This is a genomic window from Paenibacillus sp. LS1 (assembly GCF_026013365.1).
GTDB lineage: Bacteria > Bacillota > Bacilli > Paenibacillales > Paenibacillaceae > Paenibacillus.
The window spans coordinates 1858559-1875099 of record NZ_JAPDOE010000001.1; the positions used below are offsets into that span (position 1 = coordinate 1858559).

Annotated in this window: 16 protein-coding genes; 3 read left to right on the top strand and 13 right to left on the bottom strand. The window is 46.0% G+C overall.

All coding sequences use genetic code 11. The annotated features are described in order from the left end of the window. Nucleotides 1-93: 93 nt before the first annotated feature. The 3 genes from OM416_RS08065 to OM416_RS08075 all read right to left on the bottom strand — a co-directional run bounded on the left by OM416_RS08065 (nt 94) and on the right by OM416_RS08075 (nt 4016). Nucleotides 94-1572, bottom strand: coding sequence for a methyl-accepting chemotaxis protein (locus OM416_RS08065; protein WP_264928307.1), 1479 nt, complete (start codon nt 1570-1572; stop codon nt 94-96). 302 nt (nt 1573-1874) lie between these two features. Beyond that, the gene (locus OM416_RS08070) at nt 1875-2918 is read right to left on the bottom strand and encodes a pectate lyase family protein (RefSeq protein WP_413775754.1); all 1044 of its coding nucleotides are present in this window, start codon (nt 2916-2918) and stop codon (nt 1875-1877) included. A gap of 255 nt (nt 2919-3173) precedes the next feature. Then, nucleotides 3174-4016 carry an AraC family transcriptional regulator gene (locus OM416_RS08075; protein WP_264928309.1) on the bottom strand — a complete coding sequence of 281 codons (843 nt, stop codon included), beginning with the start codon at nt 4014-4016 and terminating at the stop codon, nt 3174-3176. A 116-nt stretch (nt 4017-4132) separates the two neighbouring features. On the opposite strand from OM416_RS08075, the gene OM416_RS08080 reads away from it, so the two are divergent. After that, nucleotides 4133-6118, top strand: a complete 1986-nt coding sequence (locus OM416_RS08080; RefSeq protein WP_264928312.1) for a beta-galactosidase — start codon at nt 4133-4135, stop codon at nt 6116-6118. Between the two features lie 123 nt (nt 6119-6241). Here the strand turns inward: OM416_RS08080 and OM416_RS08085 are convergent, their stop codons facing one another. The 7 genes from OM416_RS08085 to OM416_RS08115 all read right to left on the bottom strand — a co-directional run bounded on the left by OM416_RS08085 (nt 6242) and on the right by OM416_RS08115 (nt 10731). Next, nucleotides 6242-7381 (bottom strand): DUF4179 domain-containing protein, encoded by a 1140-nt coding sequence (locus OM416_RS08085; protein WP_264928314.1) that lies wholly within the window; start codon nt 7379-7381, stop codon nt 6242-6244. Next, entirely contained in the window at nt 7371-7901 is a 531-nt protein-coding gene (locus tag OM416_RS08090; RefSeq protein WP_413775769.1) for a sigma-70 family RNA polymerase sigma factor, read from the bottom strand. Before OM416_RS08090 ends, OM416_RS08085 begins: the two co-directional genes overlap by 11 nt. 198 nt (nt 7902-8099) lie before the next feature. Further along, on the bottom strand, nt 8100-8501 hold the full coding sequence (locus tag OM416_RS08095) for a hypothetical protein (RefSeq protein ID WP_264928317.1): 402 nt from the start codon (nt 8499-8501) through the stop codon (nt 8100-8102). Nucleotides 8502-8537: 36 nt separating this feature from the next. Next, on the bottom strand, nt 8538-8864 hold the full coding sequence (locus OM416_RS08100; RefSeq protein ID WP_264928319.1) for a hypothetical protein: 327 nt from the start codon (nt 8862-8864) through the stop codon (nt 8538-8540). Between the two features lie 14 nt (nt 8865-8878). Continuing rightward, nucleotides 8879-9526, bottom strand: a complete 648-nt coding sequence (locus OM416_RS08105) for an SMI1/KNR4 family protein (protein ID WP_264928321.1) — start codon at nt 9524-9526, stop codon at nt 8879-8881. 27 nt (nt 9527-9553) lie between these two features. After that, nucleotides 9554-10234: a hypothetical protein gene (locus OM416_RS08110; RefSeq protein WP_264928323.1), complete on the bottom strand. Its 681-nt coding sequence runs from the start codon at nt 10232-10234 to the stop codon at nt 9554-9556. 29 nt (nt 10235-10263) lie between these two features. Beyond that, nucleotides 10264-10731: a DUF6386 family protein gene (locus tag OM416_RS08115; protein ID WP_264928325.1), complete on the bottom strand. Its 468-nt coding sequence runs from the start codon at nt 10729-10731 to the stop codon at nt 10264-10266. A gap of 182 nt (nt 10732-10913) precedes the next feature. On the opposite strand from OM416_RS08115, the gene OM416_RS08120 reads away from it, so the two are divergent. Continuing rightward, complete coding sequence (locus tag OM416_RS08120) at nt 10914-11291, top strand: PilZ domain-containing protein (protein ID WP_264928327.1); 378 nt, start codon at nt 10914-10916, stop codon at nt 11289-11291. A gap of 77 nt (nt 11292-11368) precedes the next feature. Here the strand turns inward: OM416_RS08120 and OM416_RS08125 are convergent, their stop codons facing one another. Further along, entirely contained in the window at nt 11369-12712 is a 1344-nt protein-coding gene (locus OM416_RS08125) for a uracil/xanthine transporter (RefSeq protein ID WP_264928329.1), read from the bottom strand. A gap of 50 nt (nt 12713-12762) precedes the next feature. Then, a complete protein-coding gene (locus OM416_RS08130) occupies nt 12763-13347 on the bottom strand; it encodes an ankyrin repeat domain-containing protein (RefSeq protein WP_264928332.1) in 585 nt (194 codons plus the stop codon). Nucleotides 13348-13530: 183 nt separating this feature from the next. On the opposite strand from OM416_RS08130, the gene OM416_RS08135 reads away from it, so the two are divergent. Then, complete coding sequence (locus OM416_RS08135; RefSeq protein ID WP_264928334.1) at nt 13531-14436, top strand: LysR family transcriptional regulator; 906 nt, start codon at nt 13531-13533, stop codon at nt 14434-14436. Between the two features lie 71 nt (nt 14437-14507). Here OM416_RS08135 and OM416_RS08140 read toward each other — a convergent pair whose 3' ends face one another. Then, on the bottom strand, nt 14508-16418 hold the full coding sequence (locus OM416_RS08140) for a beta-glucoside-specific PTS transporter subunit IIABC (protein ID WP_264928336.1): 1911 nt from the start codon (nt 16416-16418) through the stop codon (nt 14508-14510). Between the last annotated feature and the right edge of the window lie 123 nt (nt 16419-16541).

The following is a 16541-nucleotide window of genomic DNA, read 5'->3' on the forward strand; positions in this document are numbered from 1 at the left end:
AGGAAAAAAATGTCGGCATCAAGCTGTACTCCATATGAAAAAAGCCCGTCCAGTACGCAAAATACGCACCGACAGGCCCTTATCTATTTATTATTAAAGTTTATTTTCAACGGAAGAAGCCTGATGATCCGAGACTAGCTCATTCAGATCCACAATCAGTTGCTCCAGTTCTCCGAAGCTCTCCACCATCTTCTGTGTCAGGTTGCGCTGTTCTTCCATGCTTGCCAGAATCTCTTCTGTCGCTGCACTCGATTGCTCCGTTACACTCGATATCTCGGAAACCTCATTCACAACTCTGGTAGAAGATTCCTTCATCGTAGCAGAACTAATCTCAATATCTGTCGCTTGATTCAATACATGTTGAGAGTTGCTGTTGATCGTACTGAACACTTCATCTGCCGTTTGCACACTGTCTCTTCCTTGTTGTAACGAAAGACGAATGCGCTCGAATCGATCCGTCAATGCCTGCGTCTGTCCTTTCAATCGAGACAGTATGGTTGCAATATCACTCGCTGATTGACCCGAGTTCTCGGCTAGCTTTCGAACTTCCTCTGATACCACGGCAAAGCCACGTCCATGCTCGCCTGCACGTGCCGCTTCAATGGCTGCATTGAGCGCGAGCAAGTTCGTCTGACTCGCAATATCCGCTATGCTGTTCAGCATAAGCGTCATGGATTCACTTTCCTCGTTGAACTTTCGCATGTCACTTGCCGTTGTATTGATCGTGTCATATAGCTCTTGCATCTGAATGTTGAGCTGGTCCATCTGTACGCTTCCTGTTTGCGTGCTCGTTGCCATACTTGTGGATAACTCTTTCATCTGCTGGGAGTATGATGCAACGTCCTTGATATGCTGATCCGACACAGACAAGGATTCGGAAATCTCAGCTACACTGGTCGCCTGGAACTCAACGCCTTTGGCAACTTCACTGAAACCAAGCGTCACCTCATTCGTGATAGAACCAGTCGCATCCACCTTTTGCTTCAATTGATCCGTATAACGAGACAAACCTTCGACGGATTCCTTCACACGTTCCAGCATGGTTTCCACTCTCTGTTTGGAGTGCTCGACCTCATTCTGACGCACTTCACTTTCATGGAATAGCCTTTGATTCAGCTGTGAGACCAACATCAAAATGGCTCCCGTGAGAGCGAATAGCCCCACATTGACGATATTACCTATTAGCTCAACAGAATCAACGGTATTCATAACAAATAACTGAAGAACACTGTTGACTAGTAATACCGAAAATCCAAACACAAAAAATTTCTTGTTAGGAAATAAAAGTAGAACTGCGGTTATGACCAAACTTAACGCAAAATTGACCGTTCCCCAACCGACATAAACTCCACATATTGTAAGTAATACGGTAATCAGCCATGGAATGAGATGAATATGTTTCTTTTTCGCATTAGCGTATGTAATCCAAACTACAAAAATTAAAGCTACTCCATTGGAAACAAATAACTTCGGCATTATAAAGGCCAGAGCCATGCCAATGGCAATGATAATCCACAAAATGATACCGATTAATTTGTTCCTTTTCCAAATAATTTCGTCCATACGATCCATGCATACCCCGTCCTTTTATGTAGGTTAAATGTGAGTTGTAGGGCCTTACTGTACTACTTCTTTTAGTCTTTGGTCCTGCTTATGCGCAAATCGCAAATACGCAGCGCCTTAACATAGTACATATTGACTTCATAAGTATGAAATCAGCGCTACTTTAAGTATATCGGTATTCAAAATTCAAAATTAATATGAAATGTAAAATGATATGCAGACATATCACTTTACAAACAAAAAAGGCCTGTCTTATACGTTAAAGCGTACAGGACAAGCCTTTTGGTCATGATATGGATGTGCAGCAACTCTTACTTTCCGAATACAAGTGTGGTATTGGATGAGCCTGCATACTTGGTGACGAACTCACGCGCGTAGCTGGCACTTTCTACCTGATAACTATAATTGGAGCTCGGTCTCCAGTTCGTTTTAGGAGAAGTCGGGCTATTCAGAGCCGGCGTACTGCCCGTATCCGTAAACTCACCATTTCCTTTGTCATCCAGGATGCCGCCCTTTTCAGCGCCAGCACCAAAGTAGTTGTTTTCGGAATAAATCCGTGCTTTTTCACCAATTGTGATGGCCTGATTAAAGTTGTTGGCATAGTTGTTTTTGAGATGGAAGTAACCATATCTTAAAAGTCCAGGACCACGTACATATAAATTTTCGAAGTAATTATTGGACATCGTCACATGAGGTACGCCATTGTAACTGCTGTTACCATCATTCGGATGACCGAGGATAACGCCATACTTATGGTTCGCAAATTTGGAATTGCTAATCGTAATGTAGTCAGCGCGATCACCTATATACAGAAGCTTGTCCAGATCACTTCCGCCAGAGCTATAACTGTGGCCAGCGAATGTCACATGATCGATCCAGTAATTGGAGCCAGAAGTGATGTACACCTGGATATCATCATTCGCATTAATATTGGAAGCATGTTCAAAGGTCAAGTTCTGAAAAATCACATTGCTTGAACTGCTTGTAGATCTGAAATGAATATTCGTTAATGTATGTTTGTCAAAGGAACCTACAAGTGTCTTGTTCGCTCCAAATTCAACCTTTTGCAGGGTGGATGAAGAAATATTCTGTTCAACAACGACAATTTTGGCTGTCGAGCCCGCCATATGTGTTCTCAGGTCATTAAGATTACTTACGTAAACCACCTGACCGTTCTTGCCACCTGTTGTGGCTGCCTTGGATACGCCACTTTCATTCTTCGCACTGCCTGCAAAACCGGTTAATCCGTTTGTACCTGTGTTCGGATAACTGGACGCGCCATATGTAGACGGAGCCGCTGAGATCGTTAACAACAATAGAGTTACCGCGAGTAAAAGCATCGAAAATTTCTTCAAAATTTCACCATCCTTTATAATATTATCCTCGAAGACAACTCGATTATATCGTGTAACTTTGACTGTGACAATACAATAATTGCAAAAAGACAACAATTATCACTTTTACGCAACAGCAGATCAGATATAGTGAAAAACGTAAAATTCAGTCTTTCTTGCACACAAAATAGAGCCTCTAATTAGCGGCTCTATAACCGAGTTCTTTTAGTTACAGCTTGGTCACTGACGAAAAACCCTTATGTGCATAATAATATGTCACGACTTCTGATAGCTGCGGCGGAAAGCGCCGGGTGTGATTCGTTCCAGCTTCTTGAAGATGGCTCCATAATAGCTGGTAGATTCGAAGCCGACTTGACGAGCAATATCCTCCATCCCCCGTTGCACATTATCGAGCAGCAGTTCCTTGCTCTTGTTGACTCTTACCTGATTAACATAGCTGATGGGACGAATGCCTGTCGTCTTCTTAAACAAATGACAGAAATATTCCGGGGTGACACGGATCAGTCCTGCCAGCGTGGGCAAAGTAATCTCTTCAGCATAATGCTGTTCAATATAGTCCAGAACCGGCTTTATTCGCTCATACTGCTGCCCGACGGTATCGCTGCCCTCAACAGAAACGCGTTGAATAATCTCTGTCAGTAAGGTATAGAGAATGGCGGAGCATGCGTAATTGCTTAATGTCTGCTCTTGTGGTGCTAAGGCAGCTTGCAGCAGCTCCCGCATGCGGGATAGAAGGTATTCAGGCGATGCAAGCGTGTATACGCATGTGTCGACAATGCCCACGGTTTCAAACAGGCTCGCTGACCCGCTGCCATCGAAAATGATCCAGTCGACTTCCCAACTCTCGGATAGCGCATAGTATTCGTGCTTCTGTCCAGGGAACAACAGCATGCCCATACCTGGCTTGACGATATGTTCCGTTTCACTTAGCTTAAGCTTGCCTACACCGCTGCGACATTGTATCCATTGATAATCCTGAATGCCTTGGTCTCGGCGTATATGCTCCTGTTCATGATGCAGACCGATGCCAAGCAGATAAAAAGGGAGCAGCTTGTCTCGGGCAGATAATACCGGGAAATTGCGATTGGGAAGAGGCATGCAACTAACTCTCCTGTTATCTTAATATTGTTATATCATATTAATTATTTAAGATATTCACTCCAATTAATATAGCATATAATCGCAATATATTGATAAATGAAGGAGATAACAGGATGACAATTAAGATCGGAATTGATTATTATCCAGAGCAATGGGCTCCGGAGTTATGGGAGAAAGATGCCGTACTTATGCAAGAGACAGGGGTTGCTGTTGTGCGAATGGCAGAGTTCGCCTGGAGCCGAATGGAACCGACTGAGGGTAATTATCAGTTTGAATGGTTGGATGCGGCTATAGAAGTATTCGCTTCGCGTGGCATGGAAATTGTGTTATGCACCCCAACCAATACCCCCCCGAACTGGATGACAACCCGTTATCCGGATGTGCTACCCATGGATGAGCAACGCCACATTATCCGGCCAGGTGTGCGTGGACATCGTTGCAACAACAGCCCTTCCTTGAGAATGTTGGGCTCTAGATTTGTGGAAGCGATATCACAACGCTACGGTAAGCATCCCGCCGTCATCGGCTGGCAAATCGATAACGAGATGCACTATCAGGAATGCCATTGTGATACATGCAATCGTGCATTTGTCGCTTGGCTGCAAAAGCGTTATTCCAATCTGGAGGAATTGAACCGGGAGTGGGGTACGGTCGTCTGGAGTGGGGAGTACAGCAGCTGGGCTGAGGTAACAACGCCGCTCGGTACCAGCAAACCGATGAATCCTTCTTATCTTCTGGAGTACAAGCGGTTTTGTTCCGACAGCGTAGGCTATCTGTTGGGATGGCAGCTTGAGATTTTACGTCGTAAGTGTCCAGATCAATTCGTGACGCATAACATGTGGCAATATCCGAATAGCCTGGACTATTATCCTATGCACAACGAATTGGACTTCGTCTCTGTCGATTATTATCCGAATGAGCTGTATCGCGATTATGGCGATCGGTTTCCGAGGAACGGAGCGCTTACACTGGACTTGGTTCGCGGCATCAAACGCCGGAATTTCTGGGTAATGGAACAGCTTAGCGGAGCACAGGGCGCCTGGATGCCGATTCAGCGCACCCCGTATCCTGGACTGATCCGAGCTCGCTCCTGGCAAACAATCGCACGCGGTGCAGATATGGTCGTCCATTTCCGCTGGCGGAGTGCTACCGTCGGAGCCGAACAATTCTGGCACGGGCTGATTGACCACAGCAATGTTCCTGGACGCCGATTCAGGGAATTCGCGGAGCTTACTCGCGAGGTGAACCAATTAGGAGAACTGCTGGCCGACTCAACCATTGTTACCCAGGTTGCGATTCTGCATTCGCATGATCAGCATACGGCGCTTTCCCTTCAGCCGCAGGCGGAAGGGGGAATGCACTATATAGACAACTTGTCCTCTATGCATAATGCATTTCTGAAAATGGGCGTCGGTACAGACGTTATCAATTGGACTGAGGAGCTCGACGGCTACAAGTTGGTCATTGTCCCTTCCCTCTTTCTGTTAAGTGAAGAAGTAGCACAGCGACTGGAGAGATTCGCAGCCAAGGGTGGTACGGTTGTCCTCACCAATCGGACTGGCGTGAAGAACATGAGGAATGTATGTGAGATGTTGCCTCTGCCGGGGCTACTGGCGGAAGCGGCGGGTGTTGTCGTAAGTGAATATGATGCCATCGGCAACAGTGAGCATCGGATACGGAACGCGGAGGGCAAGACATTCGCTGCGAAACAATGGTGTGATCTACTGGAACTGCGAGGGGCAGAGCCGATCGCCTGGTATGACAACGACTTTTACGAGGGTGTACCGGCGGTTACTGTCAATAAGCTTGGTGAAGGTGAAGTGTATTATGTCGGCACTTGGCCAGAGCCATCGTATTTCTATCAGCTGTTTGAAGACATATTGAAGGAAAAGGAATTGGCGCCCAAAATCCAGTTGCCGGAAGGTGTCGAGCTGTCGATTCGAACGAAGGGGGAGCAAAACTTCCTGTTTCTGATCAATTTGACGAATGAGCAACGAGAGATTACGCTGGACGTTCCTTATCGCAGCTTGTTGACCAGCGAGAGATTGGATCAGAAGTTGACCCTTCCAGCTCTGGGAGTAGATATTCTAACTGTATAAGATCAGCAGCTTTTCTTATTTAAGAAGGGATGTCTCACAAGGCTTACAACCTTGAGGGACATCCCTTCTCTGCTTTCACTAACGTCCAACAATTCGAATAAGTGTTTTTCCAGTTAGTTTGTATTATTTGATTTTGATTTTCAGTTCATCCTTCTTGGCTTCTTGTAAATCATCATAGACCTTATCTGGTTTGCCACTAATTTTTAATACCATGGACTCTGGATGGTCCAACAGATTGCTACTAAAAGAATACATCATTCCATCTTCCGTTCCGCTGCCGCTTACCATGGATAACTTGGTCTTCTTCCCATTACTGGAGGTCGAAATGATCTCGATAGGCCGAACGACCTCGCTGATCGACAACTTCGTTTTGTAATCAATCTCTTGATCAGGTGCATGGACAAATCTGACCCGAGTTATCAGCGGAGACACCTCCACCTCCGACAACAAGACCTCATAGCCTCCAAGAGCAAAAGTCCGATTAACGTTAATTATTTCCGTTTTGGGGATAGAAAACTTGGGATCCAGAGGGAAAGAAACATTCATTTTTTTGGAGAATTGATATTTTCGTTCCTTCTCCCCGTTGCCTGTATAATCTACCACATCTGGTACAACTGAAGACAGCTGGAATTGTAGATTCACTTGCTCAGGCAATGGTTTATTTCGATTTCGATCAATTGTACTTCGACCATACACTATATGCTTATCCTTCGAAAAATACACACCGCCTGAGCTTCCGTTGTCAAGCAAATCGCCTGTCGATGCATCCGTCATCTTCATATTGACAGTCGAATACATCTCCTGCGAAGCATCCGTTTTGGCAGTATACAATACCGTTATTCTATTCTCATCTGCCATAACTGCATTCACAGTAAACGCATATATGCCCGATGTAACCGTCTGATCTACAAGTTGCACATACCCATTATTAATTGCTGATGTTATCGTGGTTTTTTCCACATCGGTTGCCAACTCACGAAAGGGTTCAAGTACTCCCCAATGGGTCACAGGCTCAGTATATGTTGCCTGCTCTTGACCATAACTCCCAAGCGGACCTAAGAGAAACCAACCCGCAGCCAGAACCGTGACCAGCACTGCCGTAATCCATTTGATACGAATGCTCCTACCTGATCTTCTTTTTCTAGCCTTCGCGAGACCGCGTTGAATTGCCACAGTCGTATCCGCCGGATTCCATTGCTGTTTCTCTCTTTTCACCTGATATGCATCTGCAAGAAGTGCTTTCTCCTCCGGGTTAGTGGTCATGCCAATCCCTCCTATTCTTCATCAACTTGCGCAACTGCTGGAGTCCCTTGTGCTGCCAGGTCTTGATCGTCCCTTCTGGTTTGCCGAGGATCGAGGCAATATCCGTCAGTGTCATGTCGTTATAATATTTCAGCAATAATACATGGCGATATTTCGGTTTCACCTTTTGCAAAAGAGATTCCATAACAATTCGGTTATCATCCACACTGATCATCCAAGACGCCGGAATGCTGCCCTCCAGATCCTCCTTCGCCAGAGGGGTCGCCCGCTTGCGGCGCCTCTGCTCATCGATGCAGACATAGATCAGAATCCGAATGATCCATGACTTGAACGCCTTCTCATTGTTCAGCGTACGACGTTTGATCCAAGCCCGGCACGTCATCTCCTGTACCGCTTCCAGCGCATCTTGCTGGTTACGCAGATAACTGTAGGCAATGCTAATGAGCGTATCTTGATGTTCCATAATGGATTGCACAAATTCCGTCTCATCTTCGGTCTGTACATATATCCTCTGGTTCATCTCTGCTTTTGTTTCCACCCCGCATCCCTCCTTCTCTCTCTTTCTGTAGTATAAGACGGGTGAATGAAGTAAACGGTTTTTAATATTTGTTCATCAAAAAAAGCTCCGCCATCATCATGAGGGAGCTTGATTACATAGCACTTCGGCCGCCGATATACAGAATTCCGTACACGTATGAACAATCCAAGATCAACTGACTTACAGGTTGCCGGTGACTTCGATCCCGTCGGCCAATTGCAGATGATTTCTCACCCAGGTGGTAAACTGATTCAAAAAAATCCGTAATTCAGGCTCTGCAACCACCTGTTGATCCAACTCTGATAAAATCCCCACCCACACTTCCTTTGTAATCGGATTCTCCCAGCAGGGATCAAGTACCTTCATCTCTTCTCCAGTTCGCGGGTCAGTTAAGGGAAAGGCACGATCCAATGCTGGACGAATATAGTCAAAGTCTTCATTATATATGAACAGCATGTCTTCCATCTCTACTTCAACCGATTCTTGTATGTATAAAGGGGATAAAACAAAACCTACATTCCGCTGTGGGCCTTGATACTGATACATGAGCGCAGGAATAGTCCTCTTTGATTTTTTAGCCATATATGATCCTCCTGTTTCAGGCAAATCTCCTACCCATCAGAGCTCAAACCAGATCAAACCACCATCTACCTGCCTGCTTTCTTGCTCCATCTGCTGCATCCAGCTCCGTGCCTCTTCACCCCATATATGAAACAAACAGTAGATATACAACTCTCCGTCCGCAATCTCTTCCACGTCTGAAGCCTCTTCGATCCACACTTCCAGTGCTCTAGGCCAGGAAGGATCTTCACGGTTCAATACAAAGCCGTTGGCATGGTGTTCAAGACTATATATGTCGGTAAACGTTAATGCATCTGCCAGAAGCTTCACAACTTCAGATAAAATTGCAGGCTGCGTTGTTCTGATCCCATATTCCCAGCCCATATGTATAACCTCCTTCAGACTTCGTTCGCTCCAGATGATTGCTTTTGTTCGTGCATTTGATGGATTGAACGATCCATCCACAACTCATACCAGTCCAGAAAATGCAGTCGATGGGTATTTCCTCCATAGTGATCGGGGTAAATTCCGGTTCGGTTCGCCCGATCATCAATCCATATCTCTCCGTAGGAAGCTCCTTTGACGATCAGGTTGACGGAAATTCCGCAGCCGTAATCGCTGATGCGCAACATGCCTGCTGACCATTTTGGATCAAGATATTCATGTTCCAGCGCCTCCCATTCCTCTTCTTCCTTGCTGTCATCGAACCAGTCATAGTTCCAGTTCCAAGCTTCCGTGAATTGAAAAGGGTCCGAGATCGCATTCAGCTCATCATCATAACCCAGCACAGCGTATACGCCGTCATCCGGGTTTTCCAGACCATAATAAGGTCCTGCACCACCCGTTCCCATATGAAGAAGCCATACCTTATACTCCTCCGGCAACTCAATTCGCCATTTCTGTTCAAATTGCGTGACATCCCTCTGCGTCCACACAGGCGCCATTTCATATTCATGGTTTTCTGCACCAAACAGGTCCAGCTCCGGGTCCAGACTTCGGAGAGTGCTCAACTTTTCACGCATACGTTCCAGTTGTACATTGTACATGGCCTACTTTCCTCCTTTGCTACTCCATTACGTTTGTTCCACGGCGTACCCGCGTTGCTGCAACTCTTTTAGTGCTGCTACCACATCTCGCTCAGGGCACAACTGCTTGATCAGACTGGCAGTCACCGGTTTTTCTTCATATACTTCAGCTACGGCTTCCAATGGAAGATCCTGCAAGTCGTAGTACCCTTTTGCCCAATCAACGTAATCTTCCGAGTTTTTCTCTATATATCCAAGTAAAAATGCTGCACCACCTCTGGCGTCCGCTTCGTCTTCCTCGGTCATCGCCAGCTGAATCCAGTTACCAACCTTCCACTGTAAGTCGTACCCTTCCTGCCATAGGCAAAAGGTCACATCCTCCATATCCAACGTTTCCTCATGACTTCGCAGTACAGCCATCAAGGTCTCTGGTACTTCATCGTACATGCCTGGGTAGATCTCACCATCCTCACGCGCATGCGGGCTTAAAGGTGACTCATGATCATATCCCTTGATTAACGTACCTGAATTCGTAAACAAGATATGCAGATGATCACCTGCACCGTTATTAATGCTTCCCCACGCCTCACCTGGCTGAAGCTCAGCTTCATAATGATGAACACGTAGCCATTCTTCCTCCGAAAAGATAATATCCAATGCAGCAAGTATTCTCATCCGTTTACACAAGCTATCTGCATTCATCATGGTTGTGTCATTCCAATCCTGCATATGAAATGCCTCCTGTTCACATATGTACACTACATCCGAATTAATTCATCCAAGGTGTTATTTCCCTGTATACTTGGTGTCATGACAATCACGATCCGACTAGCTTCTCTGGATATGATGCAAGCATAGTTTCCGGGCTTTAACTGAAAAAGAACCCCTTCACACGCCTCATCCGGTTCCAGTTCGCCGCCACTGACATCATCTGCTGCTCCCAGATAAACGTGCCCAGATGGAACTTGCAAATGATACACTTTTCCACGTTCTGCTACACGGTCTGGATCTACATCTACCTCTACATCCTCTAGGCTCCATTCCACATCATATACTCCATCCGCACCCAGATTAAGGAACAGACAATGGCCTGCATTCACCTCAGCCAGCTCATCCTCCGGAATGGACCACCAATCCGAAGTATCCTTGACACGATGCTTTAACGCCGCCAGATCATACAGGCACAATGTTGCCGTGTCTGTAACCATTTGAAATTTTCCTCGCATATTCATCCGCCCCTTCTGTCTGATTCAGGTCTGAACTCAGAACCATATCCCATCATTATATCAAGCCATGTACATACGAAAAAGGAACCCATGAACCATCTCTGCTTTCGCAACTCTTCATTTCTGGTTCCAAACGGTCGATATAAGCATAACTGACTTTTTTGAACTTGATGGAGGAAGCCATGTCAATTAACAATAGAAAAGAACCCTTTCGCTACACATTGAAGGAACCGATCAACTTTGAGATCTATATTCTCAGCATCAATGGGGTCAACACACCACCGAAACCCATTCAGGCTGAGCTGTGTGATATCAGTCGATCCGGCTGTCAGCTGTCATTTCCGTTATCCCTTCCTGTAGAGAATAATGATATTCGGATTGGAATGAATATGTTGCTATTTGAAGACCCCCTATATATGGAAGGCACTCTCCGCTGGGGTCAAGAAAAAAACACCTCATGGCACTATGGTGTCCAACTCGAAATGCAGGACGGTAACCAGGACCGTCTCTCCCGAGAGATGCGAATGCTTGCAGGACAAGGCAAAATTATTGTGAAATAGTGAACTAGCCATATAGCCTGATAACAAAAACAAAAAAAACAGCCCAATCAAATTGGACTGTCGCATGTTGAGACTCTTTATGCCGCTTTACTGGCTGTCACTGGTTGTTCCATTTTGGACCAGTTCACTGTTTTTTCAAGCAATAATGATACCAACACTCCCATCACGAGACCATTGCTTATAATGGGAATGAGATACATGGGCAACGTTTGAAAGGCTTCTGCAGGAATGTTCATTACAGCAACTCCAGTAAGTACCGGCAACGCTACACGATAGATCGTTTTAGAATTAAACGTTGTACCTTCAAGCGTTCTTAATGCCGTGCCGAACATCTGCAGATAGGCCACGAACAGAACAGCACTGCCGACGCTTGGTGGTATTTGTGCAAAAAAGGCCGTAACCGAAGGTGTAAGACCCATCATACATAACAAGCCGGCTCCAATAATAAAGGCAGCCCGGCGCAGAATGCGAGTACTCTCTAGGAACCCGATTGAAGATGCAAATAAACCAAAGGGCAGCACACCCACACAGGCTGACAACATCGTGAACAGACCCGTTAGCGCATAGGACCGCTGATATTGACGGCTTGTTGTCTCTGCCCGATATAGCTTCTCTACTGTGCTTAATGTGGTGATCGAATTCGTCATATTCACCAGCCCTACGAAGAAAGCAGTAATGACAATGCCCGGTTCCCATCTGGGTGCTCCCCATGGAAACAACGTTAGGCCTGTTGCGATCTGATTCGGCTGTCCGCTATGCTGTCCAGGGAACAATAGACTATAAGCGATCCAGCCTGCCACAATCCCAATTAAGATTGCGTAGTTCCCCAGTTTCCCCCTGCCCTTCAATTGAATCCATGCCACCAGAAATGCAATGACAACGGATAATGCGGCAACTGGCAGATCGAAGCGGCCAAACTCCGTATATCCAATCATGCCTTTGAAAAAATTCATGGTCAGCTGAATCGTCATCAGAAACAGCATGGCACTCTTCACCATAGGTGTGAACAGCTTTTGCAGCACTTGCGCTGCCCCCAGCCAGCCCAGAACCATCATCGTTAGTCCTGCTAACAGAAAACCTGCAGCCAGTCCACCGCCAATACGCTCCAGACTCATACCTGCTGATGAAGCAGATACCGTCAAGCTTAGTGTTAATCCCCACCATAATCCTGAAGGACCATCCATGACCGCATATCGGTGACCGAATACAGCTTGAAGAATACACACTGCTCCGGTAAGTATAAAGGCGTGCTGCATCGAGGCAGCGATCGCATCCGGGGACAGATGAAAATTATGTCCAATCGATAGCGGAACAACAACGGTATTGGTAAACAGGAAGAAAAACCACTGTATGCCCGCCAAAATCAGTGAAGATACGTCCTTCATATTCTTTTGTGAAAAATGCTCTAGATGTCTGTTCATTCGTTAGGAATATCCTTTCACTGTTCTGTATCATAAATGTATAAGTCGCTTCAGACTTGGGTTAATAGTCGTTCCATCTCGGTATATTGATGCTTGCGCGCATGTGCAAGCGGTGTAATCCCGTCCCGATCCGCGATCTTTGGATCTGCACCATATTGCAAAAGCAAAGCGACAATTTCCTGATGACGTACTCCACCATCTCCCAAAATGACCGCTTCCAACAAGGCTGTCCAACCCAGGTTGTTGATATGGTTTACATCCACATCGCTGCGTGTCAGCAGCAGTTCCACGATGTTCACATGTCCCCGATCCGCCGCAGGGATAAGGGCTGTACCGCCGAAACGATTGGTTAACCTTGTATCTGCACCTGCTGTAATCGCCAATTCCACCATGTCATACATACCCTCGGCACTCGCGTATAACAGCGTATTGTCCAATCGTGCATCCTGAAGGTTAATGTTCGCACCGGCGTCAACCAGCATCCTTGCCGTATCTATCTTGTTACCGTGTACCGCAGCCATCAGAGCTGTTCTCCCCAATGCATCCTGTTCATTCAACCGGCTACCCTGTGCGATAAATCGAATGACCTCATCGGTATGCCCTGCTTGAGCGGCATCATGTATTGTTCTAACCAAGTTGCTTCATCCTCCAATTCCAGGTCTTTCTCATGCAGTAACATTCATATAGAAACCAAGCCCTGTTAGTCAGGTATGCAAATCTAATGTATAGTAACATAAGATCGTAGTATATTAAAAATACATGTTTTGTTGGCTTTCTATATGAAATACATATACATTGCAGGCGAAGGAGACAACTACTTGGATATCAAACAATGTCGCTATTTCATTGCCATTGCCGAGGAAAAACAGATTACAGCCGCAGCCCGAAGACTGCACATGGCTCAGCCACCCTTAAGCCAGCAGCTTAAGTTAATGGAAGAAGAACTTGGCGTGATTCTATTTGAACGCAGAGGGCGCATGATGGAGCTAACGCAGGCGGGTCGCAGTTTCTATGATTATGCGGTTACCCTGACCAAATATATGGAGGAAGCTGTAATGGAGATGCAAAGTTTCCGTCACGGCATACGGGGCAAACTCGCCATCGGCATCAATACCATATCGGATCGCCTGATCCCCCAAGCACTTCAAAAGTTCCGCACCACCCACCCACAGGTGACCTATAAAATTCAGCAAAATGAATCTGCTCAATTATGCCGATTGCTGGAAGATGGCAAAGTTGAACTTGCCTGTGTACGCATGCCTGTCCAGACCGAACGCTATGAGGTGCTGCACCTGCCACAGGAGCCCCTTTTCTATATTTCTTCAACACCCCTGGATAGCCCGACGGAATTGGGACCAGGAGCGGAAATGAGGACTTATTTTGAGCAACTTACAGGTATCCCTCTACTGCTTCCAAGTACAGAAGGACTCGGTATGTTTGAGCTAATTTTGGACAAGTTCCGGGAGCATCAGGTTACCCCCTCCATCATGGGCGAATGCTCGGACATTAATATGTTGCTGGAGCTGGTCCGACTCGGCTTCGCCAGTTCCATCGTGCCACATACGGTACTGCAGCTATACCAAGAGCACCCTTTCCACGTATATCGCATTCAGGATCAGCATTCCACGGTTGGCTCGGCGCTGATCTGGCTGCAGAACCGCTATCTGTCCAAGCCTGCACAACACTTTGTGCAATTGGTACAGGGTATGCTTCCCGTGGTGTAAAAGGCTATAAGCAAAAAAACAGCAGCTTTACCGGATCACATTCCGGTGAAGCTGCTGTTTCGTTCTTATGGTTAAGCTTTAGCTGTGAACAACAAGTCTTTTTCTTTGATCGTAGTGCGACCAGCAGACTCAATGGACTCATATTGATGCATGTTCGTAATAATGACTGGTGTAATCGTTGTGTAACCGGCTTTTTCGATCTGTTCCCGGTCGAACTCCATCAGTACATCGCCTACCGCAACCTTCGCACCTGCTTGAACTTTAGGAGAGAAGAATTGACCTTTCAGCTTCACGGTATCAATCCCGATATGAATCAACATTTCTGCGCCTGTATCACTTACCAGACCAATGGCATGTCCGCTCTTCGATAACGAGAACACGGTTCCGTTAATCGGAGAAACCACGCGGCCTTCAGATGGTTGAATCGCGAATCCTTTACCCATAATCTCTTCGGAGAATGCAGGGTCTGGCACTTCGCTCAGTGGTTTAACTTCACCAGTGATCGGGCTGAATACTTGCTCATCTTGTGCTTTTGCTTCTTCAGTTACAGCAGTAGCAGAAGTTGTTGCAGCTGGTGTTGCAGGCTCAGCTACTGGTGCAGCTACTGGCTCCGGTGCATTTTCTTCTTGGAATCCAAGAATGTACGTCAGTACCGCAGCAGCTACGATAGCAATCAAACCACCTGCCAGAGCATAGAGTAGTGTGCTAACTGCCGGGCTAATAAATGCTGCAATACTTGGCAGACCTACTAGACCTGTAAGTACATAAGCTTTAACATTGACGATCCCCATGAATCCACCTGCAACAGCACCACCGATAAGCGCTGCAATAAATGGTTTTTTGAACTTCATGTTGATACCATACATCGCTGGTTCCGTGATCCCCATAATAGCCGTAAGACCTGTGGAATAAGCAAGCGATTTGGTTTTAGCATTTTTCGATCTGAGACCCACACCAAATGCTGCGCCACCTTGTGCCAAGTTAGCTGCAAACATCAGTGGAATAATAAAGTCGTAACCCAGGGATGTCATCGAACCGACAATGATCGGCAACAGTGCATAGTGCATACCTGTAATGATCAGCAGTGACATCGTACCACCAATCAGGATACTTGCGAAGATGGACATGTTGTCGAACAACCATGAAATACCACCTGACAAACCATTACCAAGAACCGTACCGAGTGGTCCAACAGTCATCAACGTCAGTGGAACCATAATTAATAGAGTAACCGTTGGAACAATCAGAAGCTTCAGTGAAGCATGTGTAACGCGATCAACAGCTTTCTCTACATAAGAAGCAATCCAGATGGCGAGAATGATCGGAATAACCGTAGAAGAATACGTTGCTGCTATAACCTTAATCCCCACAAATGTGGTGTCACCATTGGCAAGCAAAGCTGTAATCGTCGGGTGCATAATGCCCGCTGCTAATGCTGCGGCAATATACATATTGCTACCCAGCTTACGTGCTGCACTGATTGCCAGAATGATTGGCAGGAAGTAGAATGCACCGTCACCGATCGCCGACAAAATGATGTAGGTCGAGCTGGTATCGGACAACCACCCCAGGGCTACCAGGATAGCCACGATCCCTTTGATCATACCTGCACCTGTAATTGCTGGCAGAATCGGTGTAAATATGCCGGAAATGAAGTCGAACAGAGCACTTACCGGATTTCTCTTTTTCTTTTCTCCAGTTGAAGCACCAGATGATGCATTATCTGCGTTTGGTGATTTGGACATGTTGCCAACAAGTGCGTTATACACTACAGGTACATCGTTACCGATGATAACCTGGAACTGTCCACCGTTCTCCATAACGCCCATAACGCCTGGTGTATTTTTTAGCGTCGCTTTGTCCGCTTTTTTGTTGTCATTCAGATTAAATCTGAGTCTTGTCATACAGTGTGTGACTTGATCAACGTTCTCTTCGCCACCAACAAGCTTCAAAATATCCTTGGACAATTGTTGTTTATCCATTGTGTTTTGCTCCTTTTATGTGTAATGAAGGTTAAAAAAAAACCTAAACACTGAATAATGACAAAGCAGATAAGCTTATCATTATTCAACGTTTAGGTTTTGCCTTTTTAGCAGTAACAATCC

Excerpts from the sequence above, each read along its gene's own strand:
- OM416_RS08140 (WP_264928336.1), bottom strand. The coding sequence starts at position 16,418 with ATGGATAAACAACAATTGTCCAAGGATATTTTGAAGCTTGTTGGTGGC.
- OM416_RS08125 (WP_264928329.1), bottom strand. The coding sequence starts at position 12,712 with ATGAACAGACATCTAGAGCATTTTTCACAAAAGAATATGAAGGACGTA.
- OM416_RS08115 (WP_264928325.1), bottom strand. The coding sequence starts at position 10,731 with ATGCGAGGAAAATTTCAAATGGTTACAGACACGGCAACATTGTGCCTG.
- OM416_RS08080 (WP_264928312.1), top strand. The coding sequence starts at position 4,133 with ATGACAATTAAGATCGGAATTGATTATTATCCAGAGCAATGGGCTCCG.
- OM416_RS08065 (WP_264928307.1), bottom strand. The coding sequence starts at position 1,572 with ATGGATCGTATGGACGAAATTATTTGGAAAAGGAACAAATTAATCGGT.
- OM416_RS08110 (WP_264928323.1), bottom strand. The coding sequence starts at position 10,234 with ATGCAGGATTGGAATGACACAACCATGATGAATGCAGATAGCTTGTGT.
- OM416_RS08100 (WP_264928319.1), bottom strand. The coding sequence starts at position 8,864 with ATGGGCTGGGAATATGGGATCAGAACAACGCAGCCTGCAATTTTATCT.
- OM416_RS08095 (WP_264928317.1), bottom strand. The coding sequence starts at position 8,501 with ATGGCTAAAAAATCAAAGAGGACTATTCCTGCGCTCATGTATCAGTAT.
- OM416_RS08090 (WP_413775769.1), bottom strand. The coding sequence starts at position 7,901 with ATGAACCAGAGGATATATGTACAGACCGAAGATGAGACGGAATTTGTG.
- OM416_RS08105 (WP_264928321.1), bottom strand. The coding sequence starts at position 9,526 with ATGTACAATGTACAACTGGAACGTATGCGTGAAAAGTTGAGCACTCTC.
- OM416_RS08085 (WP_264928314.1), bottom strand. The coding sequence starts at position 7,381 with ATGACCACTAACCCGGAGGAGAAAGCACTTCTTGCAGATGCATATCAG.
- OM416_RS08075 (WP_264928309.1), bottom strand. The coding sequence starts at position 4,016 with ATGCCTCTTCCCAATCGCAATTTCCCGGTATTATCTGCCCGAGACAAG.
- OM416_RS08120 (WP_264928327.1), top strand. The coding sequence starts at position 10,914 with ATGTCAATTAACAATAGAAAAGAACCCTTTCGCTACACATTGAAGGAA.